Consider the following 22,141-nt stretch of genomic DNA (forward strand, 5'->3'; position numbering starts at 1 on the left):
CCCGTGAGCGTCGCACTGTTCACCCTCGGCGGCACGATCGGCATGGCGGGACCCACCACCGCCCGGTTGACCGGAGCCGAGCTGGCCGCCGCAGTACCAGGGCTTGCAGAGCTGGGACGTCCGGTGGAGGTCCAGGACATCGAGGCGGTGCCCAGTGCGAACCTGACGGTCGCCAAGATGCTCGAGGTGGTCGACGCCGCCTCCAAGGCGATCAGCAACGGCGCGACCGGAGTCGTCGTCCTGCAGGGCTCCGACACCCTCGAGGAGACCGCCTTCCTGGTGGACCAGATCTGGCCGCATCCGAACCCGTTCGTCCTCACCGGCGCGATGCGGAACCCGACCCTGGCAGGCCCCGACGGCCCGGCGAACCTGCTGGCCGCCGCGCGGGTCGCCTGCTCCCCCGCCGCACGCGACCTCGGCGCACTGGTGGTCTTCAACGACCAGATCCACGCGGCACGCTGGGTGCGAAAGACGCACAGCACCAGTACTGCGGCCTTCGCGTCCCCCAACACAGGGCCGATCGGGCACCTGGTCGAGGACCAGGTGCGGATCCTGACGCGCCCAGCCCGGCAGGACGGCGTACAGGGGCATCCGGAGCCGGAGGATCTCGAAGCCAACAAGGTGGCCCTCTACACCGTCACGCTGGACGACGACGGTTTGCTGCTCGACGGACTGGCCGACAAGTACCAGGGCCTGGTCGTGGCGGGATACGGGGTCGGCCATGTGCCGTCCGCGCTCGCACCTGTGCTCGGCGAGCTCGCCCGGCGCATCCCGGTCGTCCTGACCTCGCGGACGGGCGCCGGCTCCGTACTGCGGAACACCTACAGCTCGATCGGCTCCGAGTCCGACCTGCTGCGGCGCGGCCTGATCGACGGCGGCTTCCTCGACCCGTACAAAGCCCGGCTCCTCCTACGGTTGCTGCTGGCAACTAACGAGGGCCCGGAGGAGATCGCCGCGGCCTTCGCGCAGCACCACTGAACCACACCGCCGGGCCGGTCGCGAGCTGAACCGGTTCTGGGCTGGCATCGATGCCAGCGGGAGATGTCTTTTCGGATCTGTTGCTCCAGGCAACAGTACGAGGAGAGGGGGCGGAGCCAAGATTCCCTATCTGGACAAGGGTTGTCAACGCCTCGAACGAACAACGGACGTTACGTTTCGAATCTCTTCCGATGACTTGACCTGCACCGTGGCGAAGTGATCGGATCGGTGTCCGCTCGGGGATCGGTTCGAGACTCTTGGGAGTGGTTGCTCCGTGGTTGAGCACGTACAGGCCGGCAGCGAAAAGACCAGTGACTACGCCGCGGTCGGGGGTGGTGCCGCCGTCGCTTCGGTGGTGGATTTGTTCTACCAAAGCGTTCTGGCCGACCCGCAGCTGGCCGGTTACTTCGCCGACACCGACCTGACCCGGCTGAAGCGTCACCAGGTGCAGCTCGTCTCGCAGGTGATGGGCGGACCGGTGTCCTACGAGGGCGCCGACCTGGCCGCCGCGCACCGCGGCCGCGGGATCACCGACGAGGACTTCGGTCTGGTGGTGGCGCACCTGATCAAGGCTCTGGAGGCGCACAGCGTGCCGCAGGACATCACCGACCGGGTCGTGCAGGCGCTCGGCGCCACCCAGGGCGACATCGTCACCGCGCCCTGAGCCGGGGATGGACCCGGCCGCACTGAAGAGCAGCTGGGCCGTCGTCGCCAAGTCCGGCGACGAGGTACCGCTGTTCTTCTACTCCCACCTGTTCCTGTCCCATCCGGAAGTCCGGGAGATGTTCCCGGTCTCGATGGCCGCCCAGCGGGACAAGTTGGTCGGCGCCCTCGGCGCTGTTGTCAGCAACGCGGCTCAGCTCGACGAAGTGGTCCCCTTCCTGCAACAGCTCGGCCGCGACCACCGGCGGTTCTCGGTGATAGCGGAGCACTACTCGGCCGTCGGTGCATCGCTGCTGGCCACCCTGCAGCATTTCCTCGGCGCAGCCTGGACGTCGCAGCTCGCTGCCGACTGGGCAGAGGCGTACGGCTTGGTCGCGACCGTCATGGTCCAGGCCGCCGAGGAATCCGCCGAGGACAGCCCGGCTTGGTGGCCGGCGGAGGTGCTCGGCGTGGACCGGCGCACGATGGACATCACCATCGTGCAGCTGCGACCCGAGCAGCCGCTGCATTACCAACCAGGCCAGTCGGTCGCGTTGGAGATCCCCTACCGGCCGAGGCGCTGGCGCTACTTCAGCCCGGCCAACGCGCCGCGGAGCGACGGGTCGATCGAGCTGCACATCCAGCTGATCGCCGGAGGCCAGGTCAGCGGCGCCGCCGTGCGCTCGCTGCGCAAGGGCGACGCCGTACGGCTCGGTTCGCCGGTGGGCGACACCCTGCAACTGCCGAAGGAGCGCAAGAACCTCCTGATGGTGGCCGGCGGCACCGGGCTCGCTCCACTGCGGGCCATGCTCGAACAGCTCGACCGCAGCCAGCAGCCGGTGCCCAACGTGCATCTGTTCCACGGCGCCCGGATGCCGTGGAACCTGTACGAACACAAGCAGCTCACCCGGCTCACCCAGCGGCCCTGGTTCAGCTACACGCCCGTGGTCTCCGACGACGGGTCCTACCCCGGCCCGCGCGGCCTGGTCGGCACCGTGGCCGCGCAGCACGGGCCCTGGCCGGGGCACATCGCTCTGGTCTGCGGGTCGCCCGCCATGGTGGCGCACACCATCGACGAGCTGACCGGAGCCGGTACGCCGGCGGCTGACATCCGCACCGAGTCCTTCGGGACCACAACCTCAGCAGGGGGCCAGCAGTGACGCCCGAAGACCCGTTCGCCCGGCGACCCGCCCAGTCGCCGTACGCGATCCGGCATCAGACCTTCCCCACCCGGCGGAAGGGACTGGATCCGGCCGAGGTGCTGGGCTACCTGAGCGATCTGGCGGAGCAGATCGAGTACGCCGACGCGGACCGCGCGGAGCTCAGGGCCGAGCTGGAGCGGCTCCGGGCCAGTACACCGGACGCAGACCAGCGCGCACACATCACGGCGCACGCCGTCGGGCTACTGAGCCAGGCACAGCAGATTGCCGACAATCTGGTCGCCGAGGCCGAGCAGTACGCCAAGGATCTGGTCGAATCGGCCCGCCACCAGCAGCGCGACGTACTGCAGCAGGCACACGACTCGGTGGAATCAGCGGTCAAGCACTTGCCACGGTCGGATGCACAGGCCGCGGAGCTCGAGTACGTCCGCACGTTCACCCAGGTGGCCCATGTGCAGCTGCGCTCGGTGCTGGACGCCCTTGCAGAGCAGGTGGAACGTCTCGGCCACTTCCCGCAGGACAAGGCCGGCGACACGCCGCCGGCCGACACCGGAGAGGTCGAGTGGTGGACGGACCTCTCGGCCGGCCCGGTCGATCAACCTCACCCGGCACCGGCCAGGCACGGCGGTCCCTAGTGCCGTAGTCAAGCAGTATCAGTCGAGCAGGGCGTCGACGAACTGCTCCGCGTCGAACGGAGCCAGGTCGTCGGCGCCTTCGCCGAGCCCGACCAGCTTGACCGGTACGCCGAGCTCTCGCTGGACGGCGATCACGATGCCGCCCTTCGCTGTACCGTCCAGCTTGGTCAGCACCAGGCCGGTCACGTTGATCACCTCGGCGAACACGCGGGCCTGCGTGAGCCCGTTCTGGCCGGTGGTGGCGTCGATGACGAGCAGTACCTCGTCCACCTCGGCGGCCTTCTCGATCACCCGCTTCACCTTGCCGAGCTCGTCCATCAGCCCGGTCTTGGTGTGCAGCCGGCCGGCCGTGTCGACCAGGACCACGTCCGCCTTCTCCTCGATCCCCTGCTTGACCGCGTCGAACGCGATACTCGCCGGGTCGCCGCCTTCAGGCCCGCGCACGGTCCGTACGCCGACACGTTCGCCCCAGGTCTGCAACTGGTCCGCCGCCGCGGCCCGGAAGGTGTCGGCCGCGCCGAGCACCACGTGCTTGTCCTCCGCGACCAGAACCCGGGCCAGCTTGCCGACCGTGGTCGTCTTGCCGGTGCCGTTCACACCCACGACCAGGACGACAGCAGGCTGATCTTCCTTGCCCTGCACCTTCAGCGTGCGGTCCAGCCCGGGATTGACCAGCGCGATCAGCTCCTCGCGCAGGATGGTCCGCGCCTGGTCACCGGACACGCCCTCGACGCGGACCCGGGTCCGGAGCTTCTCGACCAGCTCCTGGGTCGGCGCGACGCCGACGTCGGCGGTGATCAGCGTGGTCTCGATGTCCTCCCACGCCTCTTCGTCGAGGGTGTCCCGGGACAGCAGCGCGAGCAGGCCCTTACCGAGCGAGCCCTGCGAGCGGGCCAGCCGAGCGCGCAGGCGGACCAGCCGGCCTTGGGCGGACTCCGGCTTCTCGATCGTCGCGGTGGCGCCGGCCTCGGGCAGCTCGGTGTCCTCGAGTGTCCGGGTGGGCGTGTCCCGCGGCTCTTCCGCGTCGTCGCCGATCTTGGGCTCGGTGAGCTCAGGGGCCGGCTTGGCGGCCGGCAGCTCCGCCTTGCGGCGACGGGAGACGACGAGGCCGGTGGTACCGCCGATCAGCACGATGGCGATCACCGCGATGATGGCGATCAGGGCCTGGTCGGTGAGCAGGGTGACTAGCTGAGGGTTCGACACGATTCCCCATCTTGGCAGACGCCAGGCCCTCGGCAGGCATCGCTCACGTCAGGTCCGCGACCGGTTGCGTTGTGTAGGGAGCCAGTTCCGGGCGGTGGGTGAGCAGTACTACGGTCCGCCGGCCGGCCGCCGCGTACAGGTCGGCCAGGAGCGCCTTGGCCGTCTCTTCGTCCAGGTGCTCGGTGGGCTCGTCCAGCACCAGTACGTCGTGGTCGGCGAGGAGCAGCCGGGCAAAGGCGAGCCGCTGTCGCTCTCCACCCGACAGGCGAGCGCCGTGCTCGCCCACCATCGTGTCCAGCCCCTCCGGCAGGCTCTCGACGAACTTGCCGAGCCGCGCGCGGTACAAGGCCTTCCACAGCCGCAGGTCGCTTGAGCCGGGTCTGGCCAGCAGGAGGTTCTCCCGGATGCTGGTGTCGAAGACGTGGCTCTCCTGGGTCAGAAGCCCGATGACGGACCGCACCTGGTCGCCTTGCAGCTGCCGCAGGTCCACCCCGTCGAGCAGCACGTCTCCACCCCGCGGATCCAGGAAGCGCAGCAGTACTGCGGCCAGCGTGCTCTTTCCCGAACCGCTGGGTCCCGTCACGACCACACGACTCCCGGCCGGAAGGTCCAAATCCAGCCCGCTCAGAACGTCTGCCTCGCCGTACCCGACCCGGAGGCCGCGGATCTCCAAGTCACGCCCAGTCGGCAGGTCAACCGCACACGATGGCTCAGCCACTGGCGTAGGCAGGGCCATCACCTCCTGCAAGCGACTGAGCGAAGCCCGCACCCGGATCGCCAGCTGGGCCGCGACCGGTAGTCCGCCCAGCACGTCGGCGAGGGCGAGCGGAGTCAGGACCAGTACTGCGAGGACCGGGCCGGACACGTCTGACTGGCTGCCGAGTACGAGACCCGCAACACTCGCTCCGCCGACACACAGCACGAGCAGTGCGTTCCCGAGCCCAGTACTCCAAGCTGATCGACGCTCTGCTTGGGCCAGCCGAGCATCGGCAGCACTGAATCCGGCCAGTACGTTGTCGACCGCGTTGAAGGCAACGACATCGGCTGCAGTCAGCAGAGCCTCAGTCGCGCCGGCAGCGACAGCACCACGAGCGCCGGCGATCGTCCGCTCCGCCCGTCGGGCCGTGGCGGTGGTCACCCATGGCACCACGGCGCAGGCCACCACGACAGCCACTGCGGCCGCGGCGCCTGCAGTTGGCAGCAGGATCACCAGCAGAGCCACGGTCGCAGTCGCCGTCACCGCTGCCACCAGCACCGGCAGGACCACCCGCAACCAGAGATCGAGTACTGCGTCGACATCGAGCACGAGCCGGGTCAGCAAGTCTCCGGTCCGCAGCGACAAGCCAGCGGGCGCCAGCTCCTCGAGTCGCCCGGCAACTCGAGCCCGCACGCCACCCAGCACCCGGTACGCCGCGTCGTGGCCGGCCAGCCGCTCGACGTACCGGAAGACTCCGCGGCCGACGCCGAAGGCCCGGACGGCCACGATCGCCACCATCAACGTCAACACCGGCGGTTGAGCGGCCGCGGTGGTGATCAGCCACGCAGAGGTCGCCAGCAACGCCACGGCCGACCCGGAGGCCAGCACTCCGGCGATCACCGCAAGCACCAGCCGTCCGGCCAGCAGCCGATCGACGACAGCCATGCCCAGTCGCCGGTCGCCTGCCACCTTCATCACCGTCCGGCCGACTTGAAGGCTGCTCATACGCTCACCAACTCCTTCGTGCCCACCTCAACCACGCGGTCGGCCGCGGCGATCAGCGCCGGCCGGTGCGCGACCAGCAGTACGGTTCGCCCGGTCGCTCGGAGGTTCGCGACCACAGCAGCCTCGGCGTCCGCATCCAGGCCGGCGGTCGGTTCATCCAGCAACAGCACCGGCGCACGCGTCACCAGCGCCCGCGCCAACGCCACCCGCCGCCGCTGACCGCCCGACAGCAACTCCCCCTGCTCCCCCACCGCCGTGTCCAACTGCAGCTCGGCGGCCCCGGCCGCATCCAGCGCCCGTCGTACCTCGGCGTCCGACGCGTCAGGCCGACCGAGCCGGACGTTGTCGGCGATGCTGCCCACCAACAGCCCCGGCCGCTGTGGCACCCACGCGAACTGCTGTCGCCACAACACCGGGTCGAACTCGTCCGCCGCACTCCCAGCCGCGACAACCACCCCGCGCTCCGGTACGACGAACCCGAGCAGCGCCGCCAGCACAGTCGACTTGCCTGCCCCACTGGGCCCGGTGAGCGCAACCACTTCGCCCGGCCACAGCTCCAGGTCGAAGCCCTCCACGGCCGGCGTCGACCGGCCGGCGTACGTCACTGTCACGTCGTGCAGGTGCAGCGGAGTCACTCGCAGGTCCGGGACGTCGGTTCGCTCGCCCTGCACCGGCAGAGGCGTCTCCAGCACCCGGAACACCTCTTCGGACGCTGCAACCCCGTCAGCGCTCGCGTGGAACTGAGCACCGACCTGCCGCAGCGGCAGGTAGGCCTCCGGAGCCAGGATGAGGACCAGCAACGCGGTCTCCAGCCCCAGCTTTCCCTCGACCAGTCGCAGCCCGACACCGACCGCGACCAGCGCCACCGAGATGCTGGCCAGCAGTTCCAGGACGAGCGACGACAGGAACGCCAACCGCAGGCTCTTCATCGACTCCATCCGGTGCCGCTCGGTCACACGCTCCACGGCGACCGCCTGCGCTTTGGCCCGACCGAACAGCTTGAGCGTCGGCAGCCCGGACACAACATCCGCGAAGTGGTGAGCCAGCAACGCCAGAGCGTGCTGCCGGCGCCTGCTGTAGGTCTGAGTGGCCCAGCCGATCAGCGCCATGAAGATCGGGATCAGCGGCAGGGTGACCAGCACAGTTCCCGCAGCGAGCAGATCGCCGGTCGCCATCCAGGCGATCACGCCAGCGGGTACGGTCGAGGCGAGGACCAATTGCGGCAGGTACCGCGCGAAGTACGGATCCAGGTCGTCAAGGCCTTTCGTCAGCAGCGTCGTGAGCGCACTGCTCCGTTCACCGCTCAACCAGGCAGGTCCCAGCTTCAGCGAGTGCTCCAGCACCTGCCGACGCAGCGTGGACTTCACGGCGGCCGCTGCCCGCTGGGCGACCACCTCCTGCAACCACGACAACAAGGCTCGTCCGGCGATCACCGCCACCAGCGACCAGACGATCACCGCAGCCAGCTCACCCCGCAGTACGACATCGGCGATCGCCGTGGCCAGCAGGACGGCCTGTACGACGATCAGCAGGCCGGTGGCGACGCCGATCAGCACCGACCCCGCCAGGAACGTGCGAGCGGCCTTGGCTCTGCGTAGTAGCCGGGGGTCCACCGGCTTCACGAAACCGTCACCCGCTTGCGGAAGACCCAGTAGGTCCAGCCCTGGTACAGCATCACGAGTGGCGTGAAGATCGCCGCGATCACGGTGAGCAGCTTCAGCGTGTACGCCGTCGAGGCCGCGTTGACCGTCGTGAGGCTCCAAGCCGGGTCGAGGCTCGAAGGGGTCACCAACGGGAACAGCGCCAGGAACAGGGATGTCACCGCGAGCGCGACCGCTGCAGCGGTACCTACGAACGCCCAGCCCTCTCGGCCGCGCCTGTTCGCGAGCAGTCCTGCCAGCAGCGCCACAGCGGCTCCACCAGCGACTACTGCCGAAGCAGCGTCACCACGGATGCCCTGTGTCCAGCCGAGGAAGCCGACAGCGAGTAAAGCAGCCGCTAGGCCACAGCGGGAAGCCAGACGGTTCGCGCGGCGCCGCAAGTCACCGGTCGTCTTCAGAGCCAAGAAGATCGCGCCGTGCGCCACGAACAACACCGTGACGGTCGCTGCGCCCAACAGGGCAAACGGGTTCAACAGCGATCCCACTGTCCCGACGAACTCATGTGAAGCATCCAGCGGTACGCCGCGGACCAGGTTCGCGAAGACGAGGCCCCACAGCACGGCCGGTAGCACCGAGCCGATAGTGATCAGCCAGTCCATCCGCGAGCGCCACTGCAGGTCGTCGCGCTTGCCGCGGTACTCGATCGCCACTCCTCGCAGGATCAGCGCCACCAGGATCCCGAACAGGGGCAGGTAGAAACCGCTGAACAAGGTCGCGTACCACTCGGGGAAGGCCGCGAACGTCATCGCCCCGGCGACGATGAGCCAGACCTCGTTCCCGTCCCAGACCGGCCCGATCGTGGTGATCACGGCCCGTCGCTCCGGCTCGTCCCGGCCGAGGACCCGGACCAGGATCCCGACACCGAAGTCGAAGCCCTCCAACACGAAGTACCCGATCCACAGGCCCGCGATGAGCACGAACCAGACCGTCGTCAGTTCCATCTCGATCCCCTACCTCAGTACGCGAACGACAGCGGCTTGCCGGCGGCATCCGGCTCGTCCGGCTCGGGCGAGGTGCCCGCGAGGCCGCCCCGGATCGTGCGGAACATCAACTTGGTCTCCACGAGCGCGAGTACGCCGTACAGGAGCGTGAAACCGATCAGCGAGGTCAGTACCTCGCCCGATGTGGTGCCGGGCGAGACGCCGGCCGAGGTCGGCAGCAGGCCGAACACCAGCCACGGTTGCCGGCCGGTCTCGGTGAAGACCCAGCCGAAGACGTTCGCGAACAGCGGCAGCAGGGGCAGCGGCAGCGCGAGCCACACCAGCAGCCGGTTCGGCGCCCGGCCCCTCCTGGTTGCCCATAGCAACAACACCGCGAGTGCGGCCGACGTCATCCCGACGCCGATCATCAGCCGGAACGTCCAGTAGGTCAGCGGGATGTTCGGCTTGTACGAGCCCGGTCCGTAGAGCTTCTCGTAGGACTGCTGCAGGGGGTTGATGCCCTGCACCTCGCCTTGGAAGTGTCCCGTGGCGAGGAAGGAGAGCAGGTACGGAACCTTGACCGAGTAAAGCTCTCGCGAACCGTCGAGCGTGCCGACGGTGAGGATCGAGAACGACGCCGGCTTCTCGGACTCGTACAGCGCCTCGGCCGCCGCCATCTTCATCGGCTGCACCTCGGTCATCACCTTGCCCTGCTGGTCGCCGCTGACGGCAACCCCGGCACCGGCCGCGATCACAATGACGGCGCCGAGGCGAAGCGCAGTACGGAAAGCGCCGGTGTCGACGCCGGGCCGGCGGACCAGGTGCCAGATCGCGACGCCGGCGACAAACGCGCCGCCGACCATGAACGCCGCGAAGATCGTGTGCGGGTAGGTGACCAGGACGACCTTGTTGGTGAGCACCGCCCAGATGTCGGTCAGCTCGGCCCGGCCGCGCTCGGCGTTGTAGCGGAAGCCGACCGGGTTCTGCATCCACGAGTTCGCGGCCAGGATGAAGTACGCCGACAACTGCGTGCCGAGCACCACCATCCAGATACAGGCCAGGTGCACCTTCTTCGGCAGCCGGTCCCAGCCGAAGATCCACAGCCCGATGAAGGTGGACTCCAGGAAGAAGGCGAGCAGCCCCTCCAGTGCCAGCGGAGCGCCGAAGACGTCGCCGACGAAGCGTGAGTAGTCGCTCCAGTTCATCCCGAACTGGAATTCCTGGACCAGTCCGGTGACGACGCCCATCGCGATGTTGATCAGGAACAACTTGCCGTAGAACTTGGTCAGCCGCAGGTACTTGTCCTTGCCGGTCCGGTACCACGCGGTCTGCAGGCCGGCCGTGATCGCGACCAGCGAGATCGTCACCGGCACGAAGAAGAAGTGGTAGACGGTGGTGATCGCGAACTGCCAGCGGGCCAGATCCAGGGTGTCCATCAGCGCCTTCCGAACATGCTTGCCGGGCATCTACGACGTTACGTAGTAGATCCTAGCGCCGATCTACTACAACGCGTAGTTATACTGGTCACGTGACCGCAGAAGAGATCGCCGCAGGTACGCCGAAGGGCCCGCGCCCGCTCGGTGATCTCGAGCGGCTGGTGATGGAGCAGCTCTGGTCGGCCGAAGCCGCGCTGACCGTGCGCGAAGTGCACGAGCGGCTCGCGGAGACCCGGGATCTCGCCTACACGACGGTGATGACCGTGCTGGACCGGCTGGCGAAGAAGAAGCTGACCGAGCGCGAGCGCGACGGGAAGGCGTGGCGCTACAAGGCCGCCGCGCCCCGTGAGGAGCTGGCGGCCGACCTGATGCGAGATGCGCTCGACCGGGCCGGCGACCGGCGCGAGGCCCTGGTCCGGTTCGTGGGTCAGGTCAGCGACGAGGAGGCGGCACTGCTCCGCGACGCGCTGGCTCGGCTGGAGGCTCGGGACGGGTGATCACCCCGATCCTGCTCGCCGCGCTCGCTCTGGTGCTCGCCGGACCGGTTCCGGCGCTTCTGGCTCGCGCCGACTGGCCCTACCGGATCCCCCGGGCAGCGGTCGCTCTGTGGCAATCGGTCGCGCTGGCCGCAGTACTGGCTGCTTTCGGGGCTGGGATCGCGTTGTCGTACTCGACCGCTGGGCAGCCCGGGGAGCCACGGTTCGACCCGTCGTCGTCACGGGACCTCGCTGCGGCCGCAGTGCTCGCACTGACCGCATTAGTCGGTGTCAGGCTGCTCTGGGCAGCGGGGCGCGTTGCTGTCGGCACCAGGGCACGGCGGAAGAGACACCGCGACCTGGTGGACGTCCTGGCGACACCGGACGGACTGATCCCAGGTCTGCGCGTGCTGGCTGAGCAAACGCCGCTGGCCTACTGCCTGCCCGCGCTGCGTGGGTCGCGGGTCGTGGTGTCGGTCGGTGCACTCGACCGGTTGGACGACGGCGAGCTGCGCGCCGTACTGGCCCATGAGCAAGCGCACCTACGAGCCCGGCACGACCTCGTCCTCGAAGCCTTCACCGCGTTGCACACTGCCTTCCCCAGGTGGGTCCGCAGCGACGTTGCGCTGGAGCAGGCTCGCACACTGGTCGAACTGCTCGCCGACGACGACGCACGCCGGCGCAACGGTCCGCTGCCGCTTGCCCGCGCGCTGGTCGCACTGGCCGGCTCCCCCGCCCCCGAAGCGGCGATGGCCGCGGCCAAGTCGTCGACGGTGCTCCGCGTTCAACGACTGGGCGACCCCGAGCCGCGCTATCCGCTGCAATCCGCGGCCACCTACACCGCCGCGGTGTTGCTCCTGGTCGTGCCGACCTTCACGGTCGCGGCACCGATCGTGAAGGCCGTCGTCCACGCCCTGGGCTAGTGCCTCCCGCGCGTGCCTCTGGCAGCTAGCCGAAATTCTTGCCCTCGCCCCGGGCGACCGCGAGCAGGACGAGTCCTGACAGAACCAGCAGGATGATCATGGTGATGACGAACGTCAGCACAGCTTACTTCTCCCCGATTGTTGCCCCACACAAGCTTCATGCCAGTGCTACGCCTTCTGAACGCCCTTATTCTCCCAGAAGTTCCGCGAACGCTTTACCAACCTCGTCGACGTCCCACTGCAAGGTGTCCGGAGTCACCACGAGTTCGATCCACGACCAGCCCGGTACGTCGGCCGGCTGCCAGGTGTAGCTGAGGTACTCGCGCGTCGCCTCCATCCGGCGGATCGCGGCCACCTCGATCTCCTCGACCGGCCGCGGCGCGAAGACCCGGAACGAATTGGTGTGCGGCACCTCGGGGAACGCGCGGTACCCAGCGGTCTGCAGCACGGCGGCCAGCTCCACCGCGCGCTGGTGAAGGTCCCCCATCAACGGCAGTACGTCGCGGAGACCGGCGCGCGCCGACGCGGCGTACGGGAAGATCGTGTACGGATTGCCGCCGAGTCGCCGCTGCCATCGGCGTACTTCGGCGACGATGTCCTCAGGTCCGGCCAGCGCTGCACCGCTCAGACCACCAAGGCCCTTGTAGAACGACACGTAGACAGTCGAAGCCAGCTCAGCCACCTCGGCCAGGCTGTGTTCGAGGTACGGCGTGCTCTCCCACAACCGGGCGCCATCAAGATGCAGCGGTACGCCGCGCTCCGCACAGGCCTCCGAGAACAGCACCAGCTCGTCCCACGTCGGCAGGACGTAGCCGCCGTCGCGCAGCGGCAACTCCAGTGCCACAGCGGCCAGGTGACCGGGGATCGCCGCAAGCTCGTCCGGCCGGGGTTGCCGCGGCTCAGACGTCATCCGCTCGATGCGGAGGTGATGCACTTCCTCCAGGGCGTTCAGCTCGTGGTGCAGGAAGTGCGCCAGGCCGTGCAGAGCGACCCGCTGCGTGCCTGCGCGGTCGGCGTAGACGCGCAGCACGCTTTGCTGTGCAAGGATCCCGGTGGGTACGAATACAGCCGCGGGCTTGCCCAGCAGCTCGGCGACCTCCTTCTCCAGCAGCTCGACCTCACCACCGCTGCCGTACCCGTCCCAGTCGTCCACGGCGCTGTCGGCGAGCGTCCGCAGTACGGCTGAGGCCGGCACCTTGCGGCCGTACAGCCAGCGCGTGCAGGCGAGGCCGGCTGCCTTGCGCCGGGCCCTGAGATCTTCGGAAGCAGTAGTAGTCGCCACGGGACCATCCTCTCGTCCCACGCAACCGAAATTGGCGTCAGACCGCCGCAGTCACCACGTGCTTGCCCTGCACGGTCTTGATCTCCACCGACCGGACCTGGTCGGTCGGCACCAGCACGCCCCCACCGAACCGGCTGCCCTCCTGCGCGGCCTTCGGGGAGACGACCCAGCTACCGGCGACATACGTCTTGCCGGTCTTGTCGGTGACGAACATCTGGCACTCGGCCCCGGCCTTCAGACCCGCGATGGTCACGGTGACCCAGCTCCACCCGGCTCGCGGCTCGACGGTGGCGGCCATCGTCGTACCGGTGCCGGCGTCGCTCACCATGACCTGCTTCGACCCAGCCGGGACGGTCTCGGTGGCCACCGGCGCGTTGTCGGTCGTCTGCCGTCCGATCAGTACGCCGCCGCCGACAGCTCCGGCCAGCACGACCACAGCCGCGGCTACTGCCAGCCACCGGGTGCGCTTCTTGGGCGCAGCAGCTGCAGCGACCACTGGAGCCTCTTGCGGCGCAGAGGCGGCACGCACTTCGCGCAGAGTCCGCTGCAGCAGGAGGTCGCCGTCGGTCGGCGGCCCGTCCAGGAACGCCTCGGGCGGAACCTCGCCCAGGAACTCCTTCATCTCCTCCAGCTCGACCAGCTCGGTCCTGCACTCGGCGCAGCCGGCCAGGTGCTCGTCGACCTCGCGGACCTCGTCCGGCTCCAGCGCGCCCAGGACGTAGGCGCCCAGCTGCGAGGGATCGTGCTCGCTCATCTGGCCACCTCCGCTCCGGGTCCCATCACCGTACGCAGTGCACGGAGGGCGTAATACGATCTCGATTTCACGGTACCGGGCGGAACACCCAGTTCCTTGGCCGCCTCGGTCACCGATCGGCCGCGGTAGTACAGCTCCACCAGTACTTCGCGATGCTCGGGCGACACCTGGTCGAGCGCGTCCAGCACGACCATGCTGTTCACGACTGCCTCGGAGTGGTCGCCCTCGACCGGCGGCCGGTCCGCGATCTCCGCCACCTCGGCCGGCCGGACGGCTCGCGCCCTGGCCCGGTCGGTGACGATGTTGCGGGCGACTGTCAGCAACCAGCCGCGAACGGAGCCCTTGCCGCTGGTGAGGTCGTCGGCATGCTTCCACGCCCGTACCAGCGTCTCCTGTACGACGTCCTCGGCGGCCGCCCGGTCACCGGTCAACCGGGTCGCGTAGGCGAGCAGGCTGCGCCCGTGTTCGGCGTACAGCGAACGGACCAGCGCCTCGGCAGACTCGGGCCGGCGGTCCACGTCACCCACCGCAGTCCTCCCGGCCTCGATCGTCACGGTCGTTCGTACCATAGGCGATGTGTCAACGGCACGACACACTGCAGGGCCCCGGTGGGGACCCTGCAGAAGGAAGCCGGCCGAGTTCATCGAGGCTCAGTAGCCGGCGTTGCCGGTGTCGGAGTCCTGCGTGGTGTTCTTCTTGCCGTCAGCGCCGACCGCCCACCACAGCTCACCGAAGGCCTGGCCGTTGGCGTCACCGGCCTTGCTGTCCTGGGAGTACCGGTAGAGCGGCTGCCCGGCCAGCGTGAGCTGCTTGCTGCCGTCCGTGCGGGTCACCGTGCCGACCAGCGAGGCGTCCACGCCGTCCAGCTTCGGCGTACCGTCACCGGCGATCGCCGGCGGCCACATCGCGGCACAGGCGCCGTCGCAGTTGGACTTGGGCGGGCTGGTGGTGTCCTTGCCGAACACGTACAGCGTCCGGCCGTTGCCGTCGACAACTACTTTGCCGAGGTTGGCGACGTCGGCCGTGGCGAGCTTGGCGTCGGCTGCCTGACCGCCGGCGGGCTGGCTGGTGCTGCTCTGCGCGGGCGCCGGCTTGCTGCCGTAGCCGCCGTTCCCGCCACCGCAGGCGGTGAGGGCGGCCAGCCCGAGGACGGCCGTCCCGGCCGCGATGGCGAAGCGCTTCATGGTGGATCTCCCTGGCTGGACGAGGTCGGTTGTTCGACACCATCCACACGGGCGATCCGGCCGATCGGTTCACCGTTTATCGTCTCGTTATGACCACACCAGCGGGAATCCCGGAGCCGGTCCAGCGCGCTCTGGCGGCCATCGACGCCCAGGACAACGACGCGTTCGTCGCCGCCTTCGCCCCCGACGGCTACGTCGACGACTGGGGCCGCCAGTTCAAGGGCCACGCCGCCATCCGCTCCTGGAGCGACAACGAACTCATCGGCAAACAAGCCACCTTCACCGGCACCGAGGTCTCCACCCCCGGCAACCCCCTGACCATCACCACCCAGGTAGGCGGCAACGGCTACAACGGCCCCTCCCACTTCACCTTCGAGACAGCCGACGACCAGATCACCTCGATGACCATCACCGCCTGAGCTCGGTCCCCAACTCCGGCCGGCTGCGCGAAATCGCGTCTCTGTCCCGACGGACAGGTAGTGCACCTCCGTACGGCGTACGCATGGCAGCGGGTCCCGCTCAAGTGCACTAGTTGCCGGCCGGCACTACCTGTCCGTCGGGACAGCTCGCCCCGACAACCGATCAGGCTGGTTCGGGTTCTCTGATTCGTTGGGAGATGACGGCTGAGACGCCGTCGCCGCGCATGGTGACGCCGTAGAGGGCGTCGGCGACCTCCATGGTGCGCTTCTGGTGAGTGATGACCAGGAGCTGGCTGTTCTCGCGGAGCTCCTCGTAGATCTCCAGCAGGCGGCCGAGGTTGGTGTCGTCCAGGGCGGCCTCGACCTCGTCGAGGATGTAGAAGGGCGACGGGCGGGCCTTGAAAAGGGCGACCAGGAAGGCGACCGCGACCAGCGAGCGCTCACCACCGGACAGCAGCGACAGCCGCTTGACCTTCTTGCCCGGCGGCCGCGCCTCGACGTCGATACCGGTGCTCAGCATGTCGCTCGGGTCCGTCAGCACGAGCCGGCCCTCACCGCCGGGGAACAGCCGGCTGAACACGTGCTCGAAGGCGACCTCGACATCGCGGTACGCCTCGGTGAAGACCTGTTCGACCCGGTCGTCGACCTCCTTGACGATGTCCATCAGGTCGCGCCGGGACTTCTTCAGGTCCTCGAGCTGCTCCGACAGGAACCGGTGCCGCTCCTCCATCGCGTCGAACTCCTCCAGCGCGAGCGGGTTGATCCGCCCCAGCTGGCCGAGTGCGCGCTCGGCAGCCTTCAGTCGCTTCGCCACCTTGGCCCGGTCGAAGGGCTCCCCCTCGACCTCCAGCGCCGGCTGGTCGGCGTCGGCATCCGCGGACGGCAACGGAGGCACCAACTGATCAGGCCCGTACTCCGCGATCAGCGTCTCCACCTCGGTACCGAGCTCGCTGAGCGCCTTCTCGTACAAGGCCTCGAGCCGCATCTTCTGCTCCGCGCGAGCCAGCGCGTCCCGGTGCACGGTGTTGGTCAGCTGCTCCAGCTCACTGCTCAGGTTCCGCGTGGCCGAACGCGCCTGCGCCAGACTCTGCTCGCGGTCGGCGCGCTCAGCCTGGATCGCCGCCCGCTCGGCGGCCGCCAACTGCAGGGAGTTCTCCAGGCGGGCCAGCACATGTCCAGCCGCCAGGTGCACGGCTTGCGCGGCCTCGGACTGCCGGGCTCGCCGCGCCGCGCGGGCGATCGCTCGCGCCCGTGCCTCGCGCTCCTGCCGGGCCGCGCGCTCCAGCGAGTCGGCTCGCCCGGACAACGCCCGAGCGCGCTCCTCGGTGGTCCGCAGCGCCAGCCGCGCCTCCATCTCGGCGGCCCGCCCGGCCTTGGCCGCTTCGGCCAGCCGGTCGCGCTCGTCCGAGTCGGGCTCGTCGCCTTCGTCGTCGCCGTACTGCTCGACGTCCTTCAGCCGCTGCTCGAGGTCCGCGAGGCCGGACAGGTTCCGGTCGCGCTCCTCCTCCGCGGCCGCGATCGCCTCGGCCATCCGCTGGGCCTCACCGCGCGACGCCTTCGCCAGCGACCCGAACTGAGCCAGCTGCTCGGCCACCGCCGCCATCGCCGCGTCCGACTCGTGCAGCCGGGCCAGGGTGATCTCGACGGACTGCTTCTGCTGCTCCCGCTCGCGCTCCAGCGCCGCCAGCTCGAACCGCAGCCGCTCGCTGCGCGCAGTGGCCTCGATCAGCTTCTCCGAAGCCTCGTCGACCGCGGACTGCACCTCGATCAGGCTCGGCGCGGCGTCCGACCCGCCGTACGCGAAGTGCGCACCCAGTACGTCGCCGGCGCGAGTGGTCGCGGTGATGTCGGGCAGGTGCTGGATCAGGGACCGTGCCGCGGGAATGTCCTCGACCACGGCGACCTTGCGGAGCAGGCGGCGCAAGGCCGGCCGCAGCGTCTCGGGGCAGTCGACGACATCCACGGCATACGTCGCGCCGCCCGGCAACTGCGGCCAGGACGAGTAGTCCTCGGCGGGCGCGTCGCCGAGCAGCATCCCGGCGCGGCCGAGATCGTGCTCCTTCAGGTGCCCGACCGCCTCGATGGCGGCGGAGGTGTGCGTGACCGCGACGGCGTCGGCGGCCTCACCCAGCGCGGCGGCGATCGCAGTCTCGTATCCCGGGCGCACGCTCAGCAGGGCGGCGACGGAACCCATCAGGCCGGTCACCTGCTCCGAGGCGGCCAGCAGCGCGCCCGCGCCGTCCTTGCGGTTCAGCCCGATCTCCAGGGCCTCCTTGCGGGCGGCCAGGCCGGTCCGCTCCCGCTCGGCGTCGCGTTCCTCGGCGCGAAGCTTGGTGAGCCGCTCCTCGAGCTCGTCGAGCACGCTCTGCGCGGCCTCGTACTGGTCGTCCAGACCCTTCTCGCCGGCATCGAGGCCGGCGACCTGGGTCTCCAGAGCGGTGAAGTCGTGCTGGGCCTTGGCGGCCCGCTGCTCGGCCTCGCGCTGGTTGGCGGCCAGCCGGCCGATCTCGGACTCGGCGGCGGCCGCGCGGCTCTTCAGCGCATTCACCTGACCGGTCAGCCGGGCGAGCCCTTCGCGGCGGTCGGCAGCGGCCCGGACCAGCGCGGCGATCCGGCGCTCTTCCTCGGCGTGCTGCGCCTCGAGATCCTGGCGTCGCTCGATCGCGGCGGCCAGCAGTTCGGAGTGGGCCTCGACCTCGGCCTCGATCTGCGCCTCGGTCTCGCGAACGCGCGCGGCCTCCAGCTCGAGCTCTTCGGGATCGCGCCCGGCGCGCGGCTCGTCGGCCTCGTCGTTGAGCGACCGGATCCGGTCCGCGGCGATCCGCGCCGTACCCTTGATCTTCTCGCTGAACCCGGACAGCTGGTACCACGTGTCCTGCGCGGCCTGCAGCGCCGGGGCATCCGTCCGCAGGGCGTCTTCGAGCGTGGCCTCGAGATCGCGGGCCTCGCGCAGCGCCGCCTCGATCTGGGCGCGCTTCTCGGTCAGCGCCGCCTCGTCCTTGAGCTCGGCCTCCAGCGCGGACTGTGCCTGGACGATGTCGTCGGCGAGCAGCCGGGAGCGCCCGTCGCGAACCTCGGCCTGGATCGTCACCGCCCGCCGCGCCACCTCCGCCTGGCGCCCGAGCGGCTTCAACTGGCGGCGGATCTCGGCGATCAGGTCGCCGAGCCGGTGCACGTTGCCCTCGGTCGACTCCAGCTTCCGCAGCGCTTTCTCCTTGCGCTTGCGGTGCTTGAGGACGCCGGCCGCCTCCTCGACGAAGCCGCGGCGGCCTTCCGGCGTGGCCCGCAGGATCGAGTCGAGCTGGCCCTGGCCGACGATGACGTGCATCTCCCGGCCGATACCGGAGTCGCTGAGCAGTTCCTGGACGTCGAGCAACCGGCAGTTCTGGCCGTTGATCTGGTAGTCGGAGCCACCGTTGCGGAACATCGTCCGCGAGATGGTGACCTCGGCGTAGTCGATCGGGAGGGCGCCGTCGGAGTTGTCGATGGTCAGCACGACCTCGGCGCGGCCCAGCGGCGCGCGCCCCGACGTACCGGCGAAGATGACGTCTTCCATCTTGCCGCCGCGCAGGGACTTCACGCCCTGCTCGCCCATCACCCAGGCGAGACCGTCGACGACGTTGGACTTCCCGGAACCGTTCGGGCCGACGATGCAGGTGATCCCCGGCTCGAAGTTCATCGTCGTGGCCGACGCGAACGACTTGAATCCTCGGAGCGTCATGCTCTTGAGGTACAAAGCGAGGCTCCCAACCCGTGAAAGGACAGACGATACCTAAAGGAACCGTCATAACTTGCATCGGCCACCGCACAGACGGTGACAGTGCCGCTACCCGGGGAAGTAGTTCCGCACTTCACTGTACCTACTGCGGACATGAAACCGGCGGAGGCCCGGACGGGGGCCGCCGCCGTGGGTGGTGCGGACGGTGATGTGGTGCGGCTTCGGCCGAACTCAGACCGAAGCGGGGGCGCGCAGAGCCTCGTCGACGGTGAGCAGTCGTTCCTCGTGAACGGCTGCGACCAGATGATCGTTCTCTGCCTGCAAGCGCATCACGTGCGCCTCCAGATCGGCGACACGCCGGTTGAGCAGACGAACCTGCTCGAGCATGCGCGGGTCAGTGCCTCCAAGGTGCCCTAGAAGAGCCTTGGCCATTGTGCTGTCCTCCGGAAGGGTTCTGGCAGTTTGGCGCCCCTGAGCCCTGAAGTGGCGCGGAGCGCATAAAAGTGTGCCGTCTTTTAGGGTGACACCGGCTGAGCCATGGGTCAACCTGAGGTACGTCAATTAACGATATCTCGCTCACCACCGGGCGTGTCGCGGCACCGGCTGACACTTCGGGCAACGGAACGAGGAACGGTTCATGAACGGCTCGCGACGGATCGGGCGGCCGTCCCGTGGGCACGGCGAACCCTCCTGCCCGTAGACCGCGAGACCCCGCTCGAAATAGCCGGATTCCCCGTTCACGTTGACATACAGGGCATCGAAGCTGGTCCCGCCGACGTCCAGCGCGGCACCCATCACCTCGCGGGCGTGGCTGAGGATTTCCCTTGCCTGTAAGGGTTTCAGGGTCTCGGTGGCCTTGGCGTAGTGCAGCTTGGCGCGCCACAAAGCCTCGTCGGCATAGATGTTCCCGACTCCGCTGATCAGCGTCTGGTCCAGCAGCGCCCGCTTCAGACCAGTCTTGCGGCGCCGGATCGAGGCCACGAAGAGGTCGTCGTCGAACAGCGGGTCGAACGGGTCGCGGGCGATGTGCGCGATCTCCGCGGGCAGCTCGGCGCCACCTTCGGAGTACGACAGACCACCGAACATCCGCTGGTCCACAAAACGGACCTCTCCGCGGTCGTCGGCGAACCGGAATCTGACCCGCAGATGCTTCTCGTCCTCCGCGCCGACCGGCTGGACCCGGAACTGGCCGCTCATGCCCAGATGGGTCAGTACGGCGTCGCCGGAGGCCAGCGGGAGCCACAGGTACTTGCCGCGCCGCGCGGGCGTGGCGAAGACCTGGCCCTTCAGCCGGGAGGAGAAGTCGTCCGGCCCGAGCAGGTGCCGGCGCAGCGGGCGCGGGTGCAGGACCTCGACGGCGTCGATGGTCCTGCCGGTGGTGAATTCCGCGAGCCCGCGGCGAACGACCTCTACCTCAGGAAGCTCGGGCACTGCTTACGGCTGCTGGGAGGGGTCGATGCTGTCGGGATGCGCCGCGCGCAGAGCCTTCCAGGCGGTCTCGGCGGCCTGCTGCTCGGCTTCCTTCTTGCTCCGGCCGATGCCGTGCCCGTAGGTGTCCGCGCCGATCCGCACCCGCGCCTCGAACGTCTTGGCGTGGTCCGGACCGGACTCGGCGATCACGTACTCCGGTACGCCGACCCCGAGCTGGGCGACGAGCTCCTGCAAGCTCGTCTTCCAGTCCAGGCCGGCTCCGAGCCGCGCCGACGACTCCATCAGCTCGTCGAACAGCGTGTGCACCACCCGGCCGGCCACCTCGAACCCGCGGTCCAGGTAGACGGCGCCGATCAGCGCCTCCACGCAGTCCGCGAGGATCGAGGACTTGTCCCGGCCACCGGTGGCTTCCTCGCCGCGGCCGAGCCGCAGGTACTTGCCCAGCTTGAGGTCACGGGCGACACCGGCGAGGGCACGCATGTTGACCACCGCCGCGCGCAGCTTGGCCAGCCGGCCCTCGGACAGGTCCGGATGGTTGCGGAACAGCGACTCCGTGACGATGACGCCGAGCACGGAGTCCCCGAGGAACTCCAGCCGCTCGTTGGTCGGCAACCCACCGTTCTCGTACGCGAACGAACGGTGGGTGAAGGCGTGCTCCAGTAATGCGTCAGCCAGCGATACGCCGAGCCGTTGGTTCAGCTCGGCGTAGAGCCCCGTTTCGTTGGCAGAGTTCACTGGGGGGTTGCCGTTTAGCTCTCGACGACCTGGCGACGCTCGCCCTTGGCGCCGTACTGGCCGCAGGTCGGGCAGACGGTGTGCTGCAGGTGCTTGGCGCGGCAGGCGGGGTTCACGCAGGTGACCAGCGCGGCGGCAGTCGCCTTCCACTGCGCCCGGCGGCTCCGGGTGTTGCTGCGCGACATCTTCCGCTTCGGAACGGCCACGGTTATGACTCCTCGGTTCGGCCGGGGGCTTGCGACCCGGCCGGCTGGCTGGAAATTGGCTGTGCGATCTTACGGTTTTTCATCCTGCGGAAGCAGGCCACTCAGTGCGGACCAGCGCGGGTCGCCCCGGTCCTCGTGCTTGTGTCCGGGCTCCTCGACCAGGCGCACCCCGCACTCGGGGCACAGACCCGGACAGTCGTCCGCACACAAAGGCTGGAACGGCAGCGCGAGCACCACCTGGTCCCTCAACGCCGGCTCGAGGTCGATCAGATCGCCCTCCATCCGGCTGGCCTCGTCAGGCTCGGCATCGCTCTCCGGGTAGACATACAGCTCCTGGACGTCGGCGAGGAACTCGTCCTCGACATCGACCAGGCACCGCGCGCACTCCCCGACCAGCCGGCCAGTGGCCGAACCGGTCACGAGCACCCCTTCGACCACCGCTTCCAGTCGCAGATCGAACTGGATCGGGTCGCCCTCGGGGACGCCGATCACGTCGATTCCGAGATCGGCCGGTGCCGGTGCCGTGAAGGAGACTTCGCGCTGGGACCCGGCGCGGCGAGACAGCTCGTGGGTATCGATCACGAGTGGGGACCGCGGGTCCAAGGCGCTCAGAACATCCCTTTCAGGCGTGGGGCAGGCAGAATCTCGGTCTCGTCGAGACCAGTGGACAACATTA

22 protein-coding genes are annotated in these 22,141 nt (G+C 69.0%); 7 read left to right on the forward strand and 15 right to left on the reverse strand.

Going from position 1 to position 22,141, the window contains the following annotated elements; genetic code table 11:
• Window positions 1–3 precede the first annotated feature (3 nt).
• The 4 genes from DIZ26_RS01880 (at window position 4) to DIZ26_RS01895 (ending at window position 3,415) form a co-directional block, all read left to right on the forward strand.
• Complete coding sequence (locus DIZ26_RS01880; protein WP_112236994.1) at window positions 4–978, forward strand: asparaginase; 975 nt, start codon at window positions 4–6, stop codon at window positions 976–978.
• A gap of 274 nt (window positions 979–1,252) precedes the next feature.
• A complete protein-coding gene (locus DIZ26_RS01885) occupies window positions 1,253–1,642 on the forward strand; it encodes a group I truncated hemoglobin (protein ID WP_112236996.1) in 390 nt (129 codons plus the stop codon).
• A gap of 7 nt (window positions 1,643–1,649) precedes the next feature.
• The gene (locus DIZ26_RS01890; protein ID WP_112236998.1) at window positions 1,650–2,780 is read left to right on the forward strand and encodes a globin domain-containing protein; all 1,131 of its coding nucleotides are present in this window, start codon (window positions 1,650–1,652) and stop codon (window positions 2,778–2,780) included.
• Window positions 2,777–3,415, forward strand: a complete 639-nt coding sequence (locus tag DIZ26_RS01895) for a DivIVA domain-containing protein (RefSeq protein WP_112237000.1) — start codon at window positions 2,777–2,779, stop codon at window positions 3,413–3,415. Before DIZ26_RS01890 ends, DIZ26_RS01895 begins: the two co-directional genes overlap by 4 nt.
• An 18-nt stretch (window positions 3,416–3,433) precedes the next feature.
• Here DIZ26_RS01895 and ftsY read toward each other — a convergent pair whose 3' ends face one another.
• The 5 genes from ftsY to DIZ26_RS01920 are packed head-to-tail and all read right to left on the reverse strand — an operon-like array spanning window position 3,434 to window position 10,337.
• On the reverse strand, window positions 3,434–4,618 hold the full coding sequence (ftsY, locus tag DIZ26_RS01900; protein WP_198675833.1) for a signal recognition particle-docking protein FtsY: 1,185 nt from the start codon (window positions 4,616–4,618) through the stop codon (window positions 3,434–3,436).
• Between the two features lie 43 nt (window positions 4,619–4,661).
• Window positions 4,662–6,320 carry a thiol reductant ABC exporter subunit CydC gene (gene cydC, locus DIZ26_RS01905; protein ID WP_232828085.1) on the reverse strand — a complete coding sequence of 553 codons (1,659 nt, stop codon included), beginning with the start codon at window positions 6,318–6,320 and terminating at the stop codon, window positions 4,662–4,664.
• On the reverse strand, window positions 6,317–7,942 hold the full coding sequence (gene cydD, locus DIZ26_RS01910; protein ID WP_112237002.1) for a thiol reductant ABC exporter subunit CydD: 1,626 nt from the start codon (window positions 7,940–7,942) through the stop codon (window positions 6,317–6,319). Before cydD ends, cydC begins: the two co-directional genes overlap by 4 nt.
• Complete coding sequence (cydB, locus tag DIZ26_RS01915; protein WP_112237004.1) at window positions 7,939–8,922, reverse strand: cytochrome d ubiquinol oxidase subunit II; 984 nt, start codon at window positions 8,920–8,922, stop codon at window positions 7,939–7,941. Before cydB ends, cydD begins: the two co-directional genes overlap by 4 nt.
• A 14-nt stretch (window positions 8,923–8,936) precedes the next feature.
• Window positions 8,937–10,337 (reverse strand): cytochrome ubiquinol oxidase subunit I, encoded by a 1,401-nt coding sequence (locus tag DIZ26_RS01920; RefSeq protein WP_112237200.1) that lies wholly within the window; start codon window positions 10,335–10,337, stop codon window positions 8,937–8,939.
• Window positions 10,338–10,429: 92 nt separating this feature from the next.
• On the opposite strand from DIZ26_RS01920, the gene DIZ26_RS01925 reads away from it, so the two are divergent.
• Together DIZ26_RS01925 and DIZ26_RS01930 are read left to right on the forward strand one after the other, a co-directional pair.
• Entirely contained in the window at window positions 10,430–10,834 is a 405-nt protein-coding gene (locus DIZ26_RS01925) for a BlaI/MecI/CopY family transcriptional regulator (RefSeq protein WP_269815365.1), read from the forward strand.
• Window positions 10,831–11,736 (forward strand): M56 family metallopeptidase, encoded by a 906-nt coding sequence (locus DIZ26_RS01930; protein WP_112237006.1) that lies wholly within the window; start codon window positions 10,831–10,833, stop codon window positions 11,734–11,736. The genes DIZ26_RS01925 and DIZ26_RS01930 overlap by 4 nt, the downstream gene beginning before the upstream one ends.
• Before the next feature lie 187 nt (window positions 11,737–11,923).
• Here DIZ26_RS01930 and DIZ26_RS01935 read toward each other — a convergent pair whose 3' ends face one another.
• The 4 genes from DIZ26_RS01935 to DIZ26_RS01950 all read right to left on the reverse strand — a co-directional run bounded on the left by DIZ26_RS01935 (window position 11,924) and on the right by DIZ26_RS01950 (window position 14,956).
• On the reverse strand, window positions 11,924–13,018 hold the full coding sequence (locus tag DIZ26_RS01935; RefSeq protein WP_112237008.1) for a threonine aldolase family protein: 1,095 nt from the start codon (window positions 13,016–13,018) through the stop codon (window positions 11,924–11,926).
• A gap of 37 nt (window positions 13,019–13,055) precedes the next feature.
• Window positions 13,056–13,772, reverse strand: coding sequence for an anti-sigma factor family protein (locus DIZ26_RS01940; RefSeq protein ID WP_112237010.1), 717 nt, complete (start codon window positions 13,770–13,772; stop codon window positions 13,056–13,058).
• Window positions 13,769–14,341, reverse strand: coding sequence for a sigma-70 family RNA polymerase sigma factor (locus tag DIZ26_RS01945; RefSeq protein WP_232828086.1), 573 nt, complete (start codon window positions 14,339–14,341; stop codon window positions 13,769–13,771). Before DIZ26_RS01945 ends, DIZ26_RS01940 begins: the two co-directional genes overlap by 4 nt.
• An 81-nt stretch (window positions 14,342–14,422) precedes the next feature.
• Window positions 14,423–14,956, reverse strand: a complete 534-nt coding sequence (locus DIZ26_RS01950) for a hypothetical protein (RefSeq protein ID WP_112237012.1) — start codon at window positions 14,954–14,956, stop codon at window positions 14,423–14,425.
• A gap of 89 nt (window positions 14,957–15,045) precedes the next feature.
• Between DIZ26_RS01950 and DIZ26_RS01955 the strand changes: the two genes are divergently transcribed.
• Window positions 15,046–15,375, forward strand: coding sequence for a nuclear transport factor 2 family protein (locus DIZ26_RS01955; RefSeq protein ID WP_112237206.1), 330 nt, complete (start codon window positions 15,046–15,048; stop codon window positions 15,373–15,375).
• A gap of 163 nt (window positions 15,376–15,538) precedes the next feature.
• Here DIZ26_RS01955 and smc read toward each other — a convergent pair whose 3' ends face one another.
• From smc to DIZ26_RS01985, 6 genes are all read right to left on the reverse strand, one after another.
• Complete coding sequence (smc, locus tag DIZ26_RS01960; protein ID WP_112237208.1) at window positions 15,539–19,096, reverse strand: chromosome segregation protein SMC; 3,558 nt, start codon at window positions 19,094–19,096, stop codon at window positions 15,539–15,541.
• A 228-nt stretch (window positions 19,097–19,324) separates the two neighbouring features.
• Window positions 19,325–19,480 carry a hypothetical protein gene (locus DIZ26_RS01965; RefSeq protein WP_232828087.1) on the reverse strand — a complete coding sequence of 52 codons (156 nt, stop codon included), beginning with the start codon at window positions 19,478–19,480 and terminating at the stop codon, window positions 19,325–19,327.
• Between the two features lie 189 nt (window positions 19,481–19,669).
• On the reverse strand, window positions 19,670–20,524 hold the full coding sequence (mutM, locus tag DIZ26_RS01970; RefSeq protein ID WP_112237016.1) for a bifunctional DNA-formamidopyrimidine glycosylase/DNA-(apurinic or apyrimidinic site) lyase: 855 nt from the start codon (window positions 20,522–20,524) through the stop codon (window positions 19,670–19,672).
• A 3-nt stretch (window positions 20,525–20,527) separates the two neighbouring features.
• Window positions 20,528–21,259: a ribonuclease III gene (gene rnc / locus DIZ26_RS01975; protein WP_112237018.1), complete on the reverse strand. Its 732-nt coding sequence runs from the start codon at window positions 21,257–21,259 to the stop codon at window positions 20,528–20,530.
• Between the two features lie 14 nt (window positions 21,260–21,273).
• Window positions 21,274–21,465 (reverse strand): 50S ribosomal protein L32, encoded by a 192-nt coding sequence (rpmF, locus tag DIZ26_RS01980; RefSeq protein ID WP_012922375.1) that lies wholly within the window; start codon window positions 21,463–21,465, stop codon window positions 21,274–21,276.
• A 69-nt stretch (window positions 21,466–21,534) separates the two neighbouring features.
• The gene (locus DIZ26_RS01985; RefSeq protein WP_198675835.1) at window positions 21,535–22,047 is read right to left on the reverse strand and encodes a YceD family protein; all 513 of its coding nucleotides are present in this window, start codon (window positions 22,045–22,047) and stop codon (window positions 21,535–21,537) included.
• Window positions 22,048–22,141 lie beyond the last annotated feature (94 nt).

It is taken from the genome of Kribbella monticola (genome assembly GCF_003261635.1).
Classification (GTDB): domain Bacteria; phylum Actinomycetota; class Actinomycetes; order Propionibacteriales; family Kribbellaceae; genus Kribbella; species Kribbella monticola.

Coding starts and splice junctions, on each gene's coding strand:
- cydB (WP_112237004.1), bottom strand. CDS start 8,922: ATGGAACTGACGACGGTCTGGTTCGTGCTCATCGCGGGCCTGTGGATC.
- cydC (WP_232828085.1), bottom strand. CDS start 6,320: ATGAGCAGCCTTCAAGTCGGCCGGACGGTGATGAAGGTGGCAGGCGAC.
- DIZ26_RS01955 (WP_112237206.1), top strand. CDS start 15,046: ATGACCACACCAGCGGGAATCCCGGAGCCGGTCCAGCGCGCTCTGGCG.
- DIZ26_RS01950 (WP_112237012.1), bottom strand. CDS start 14,956: ATGAAGCGCTTCGCCATCGCGGCCGGGACGGCCGTCCTCGGGCTGGCC.
- DIZ26_RS01920 (WP_112237200.1), bottom strand. CDS start 10,337: ATGGACACCCTGGATCTGGCCCGCTGGCAGTTCGCGATCACCACCGTC.
- DIZ26_RS01965 (WP_232828087.1), bottom strand. CDS start 19,480: ATGCTCGAGCAGGTTCGTCTGCTCAACCGGCGTGTCGCCGATCTGGAG.
- DIZ26_RS01940 (WP_112237010.1), bottom strand. CDS start 13,772: ATGAGCGAGCACGATCCCTCGCAGCTGGGCGCCTACGTCCTGGGCGCG.
- DIZ26_RS01945 (WP_232828086.1), bottom strand. CDS start 14,341: ATGGTACGAACGACCGTGACGATCGAGGCCGGGAGGACTGCGGTGGGT.
- smc (WP_112237208.1), bottom strand. CDS start 19,096: ATGACGCTCCGAGGATTCAAGTCGTTCGCGTCGGCCACGACGATGAAC.
- DIZ26_RS01890 (WP_112236998.1), top strand. CDS start 1,650: ATGGACCCGGCCGCACTGAAGAGCAGCTGGGCCGTCGTCGCCAAGTCC.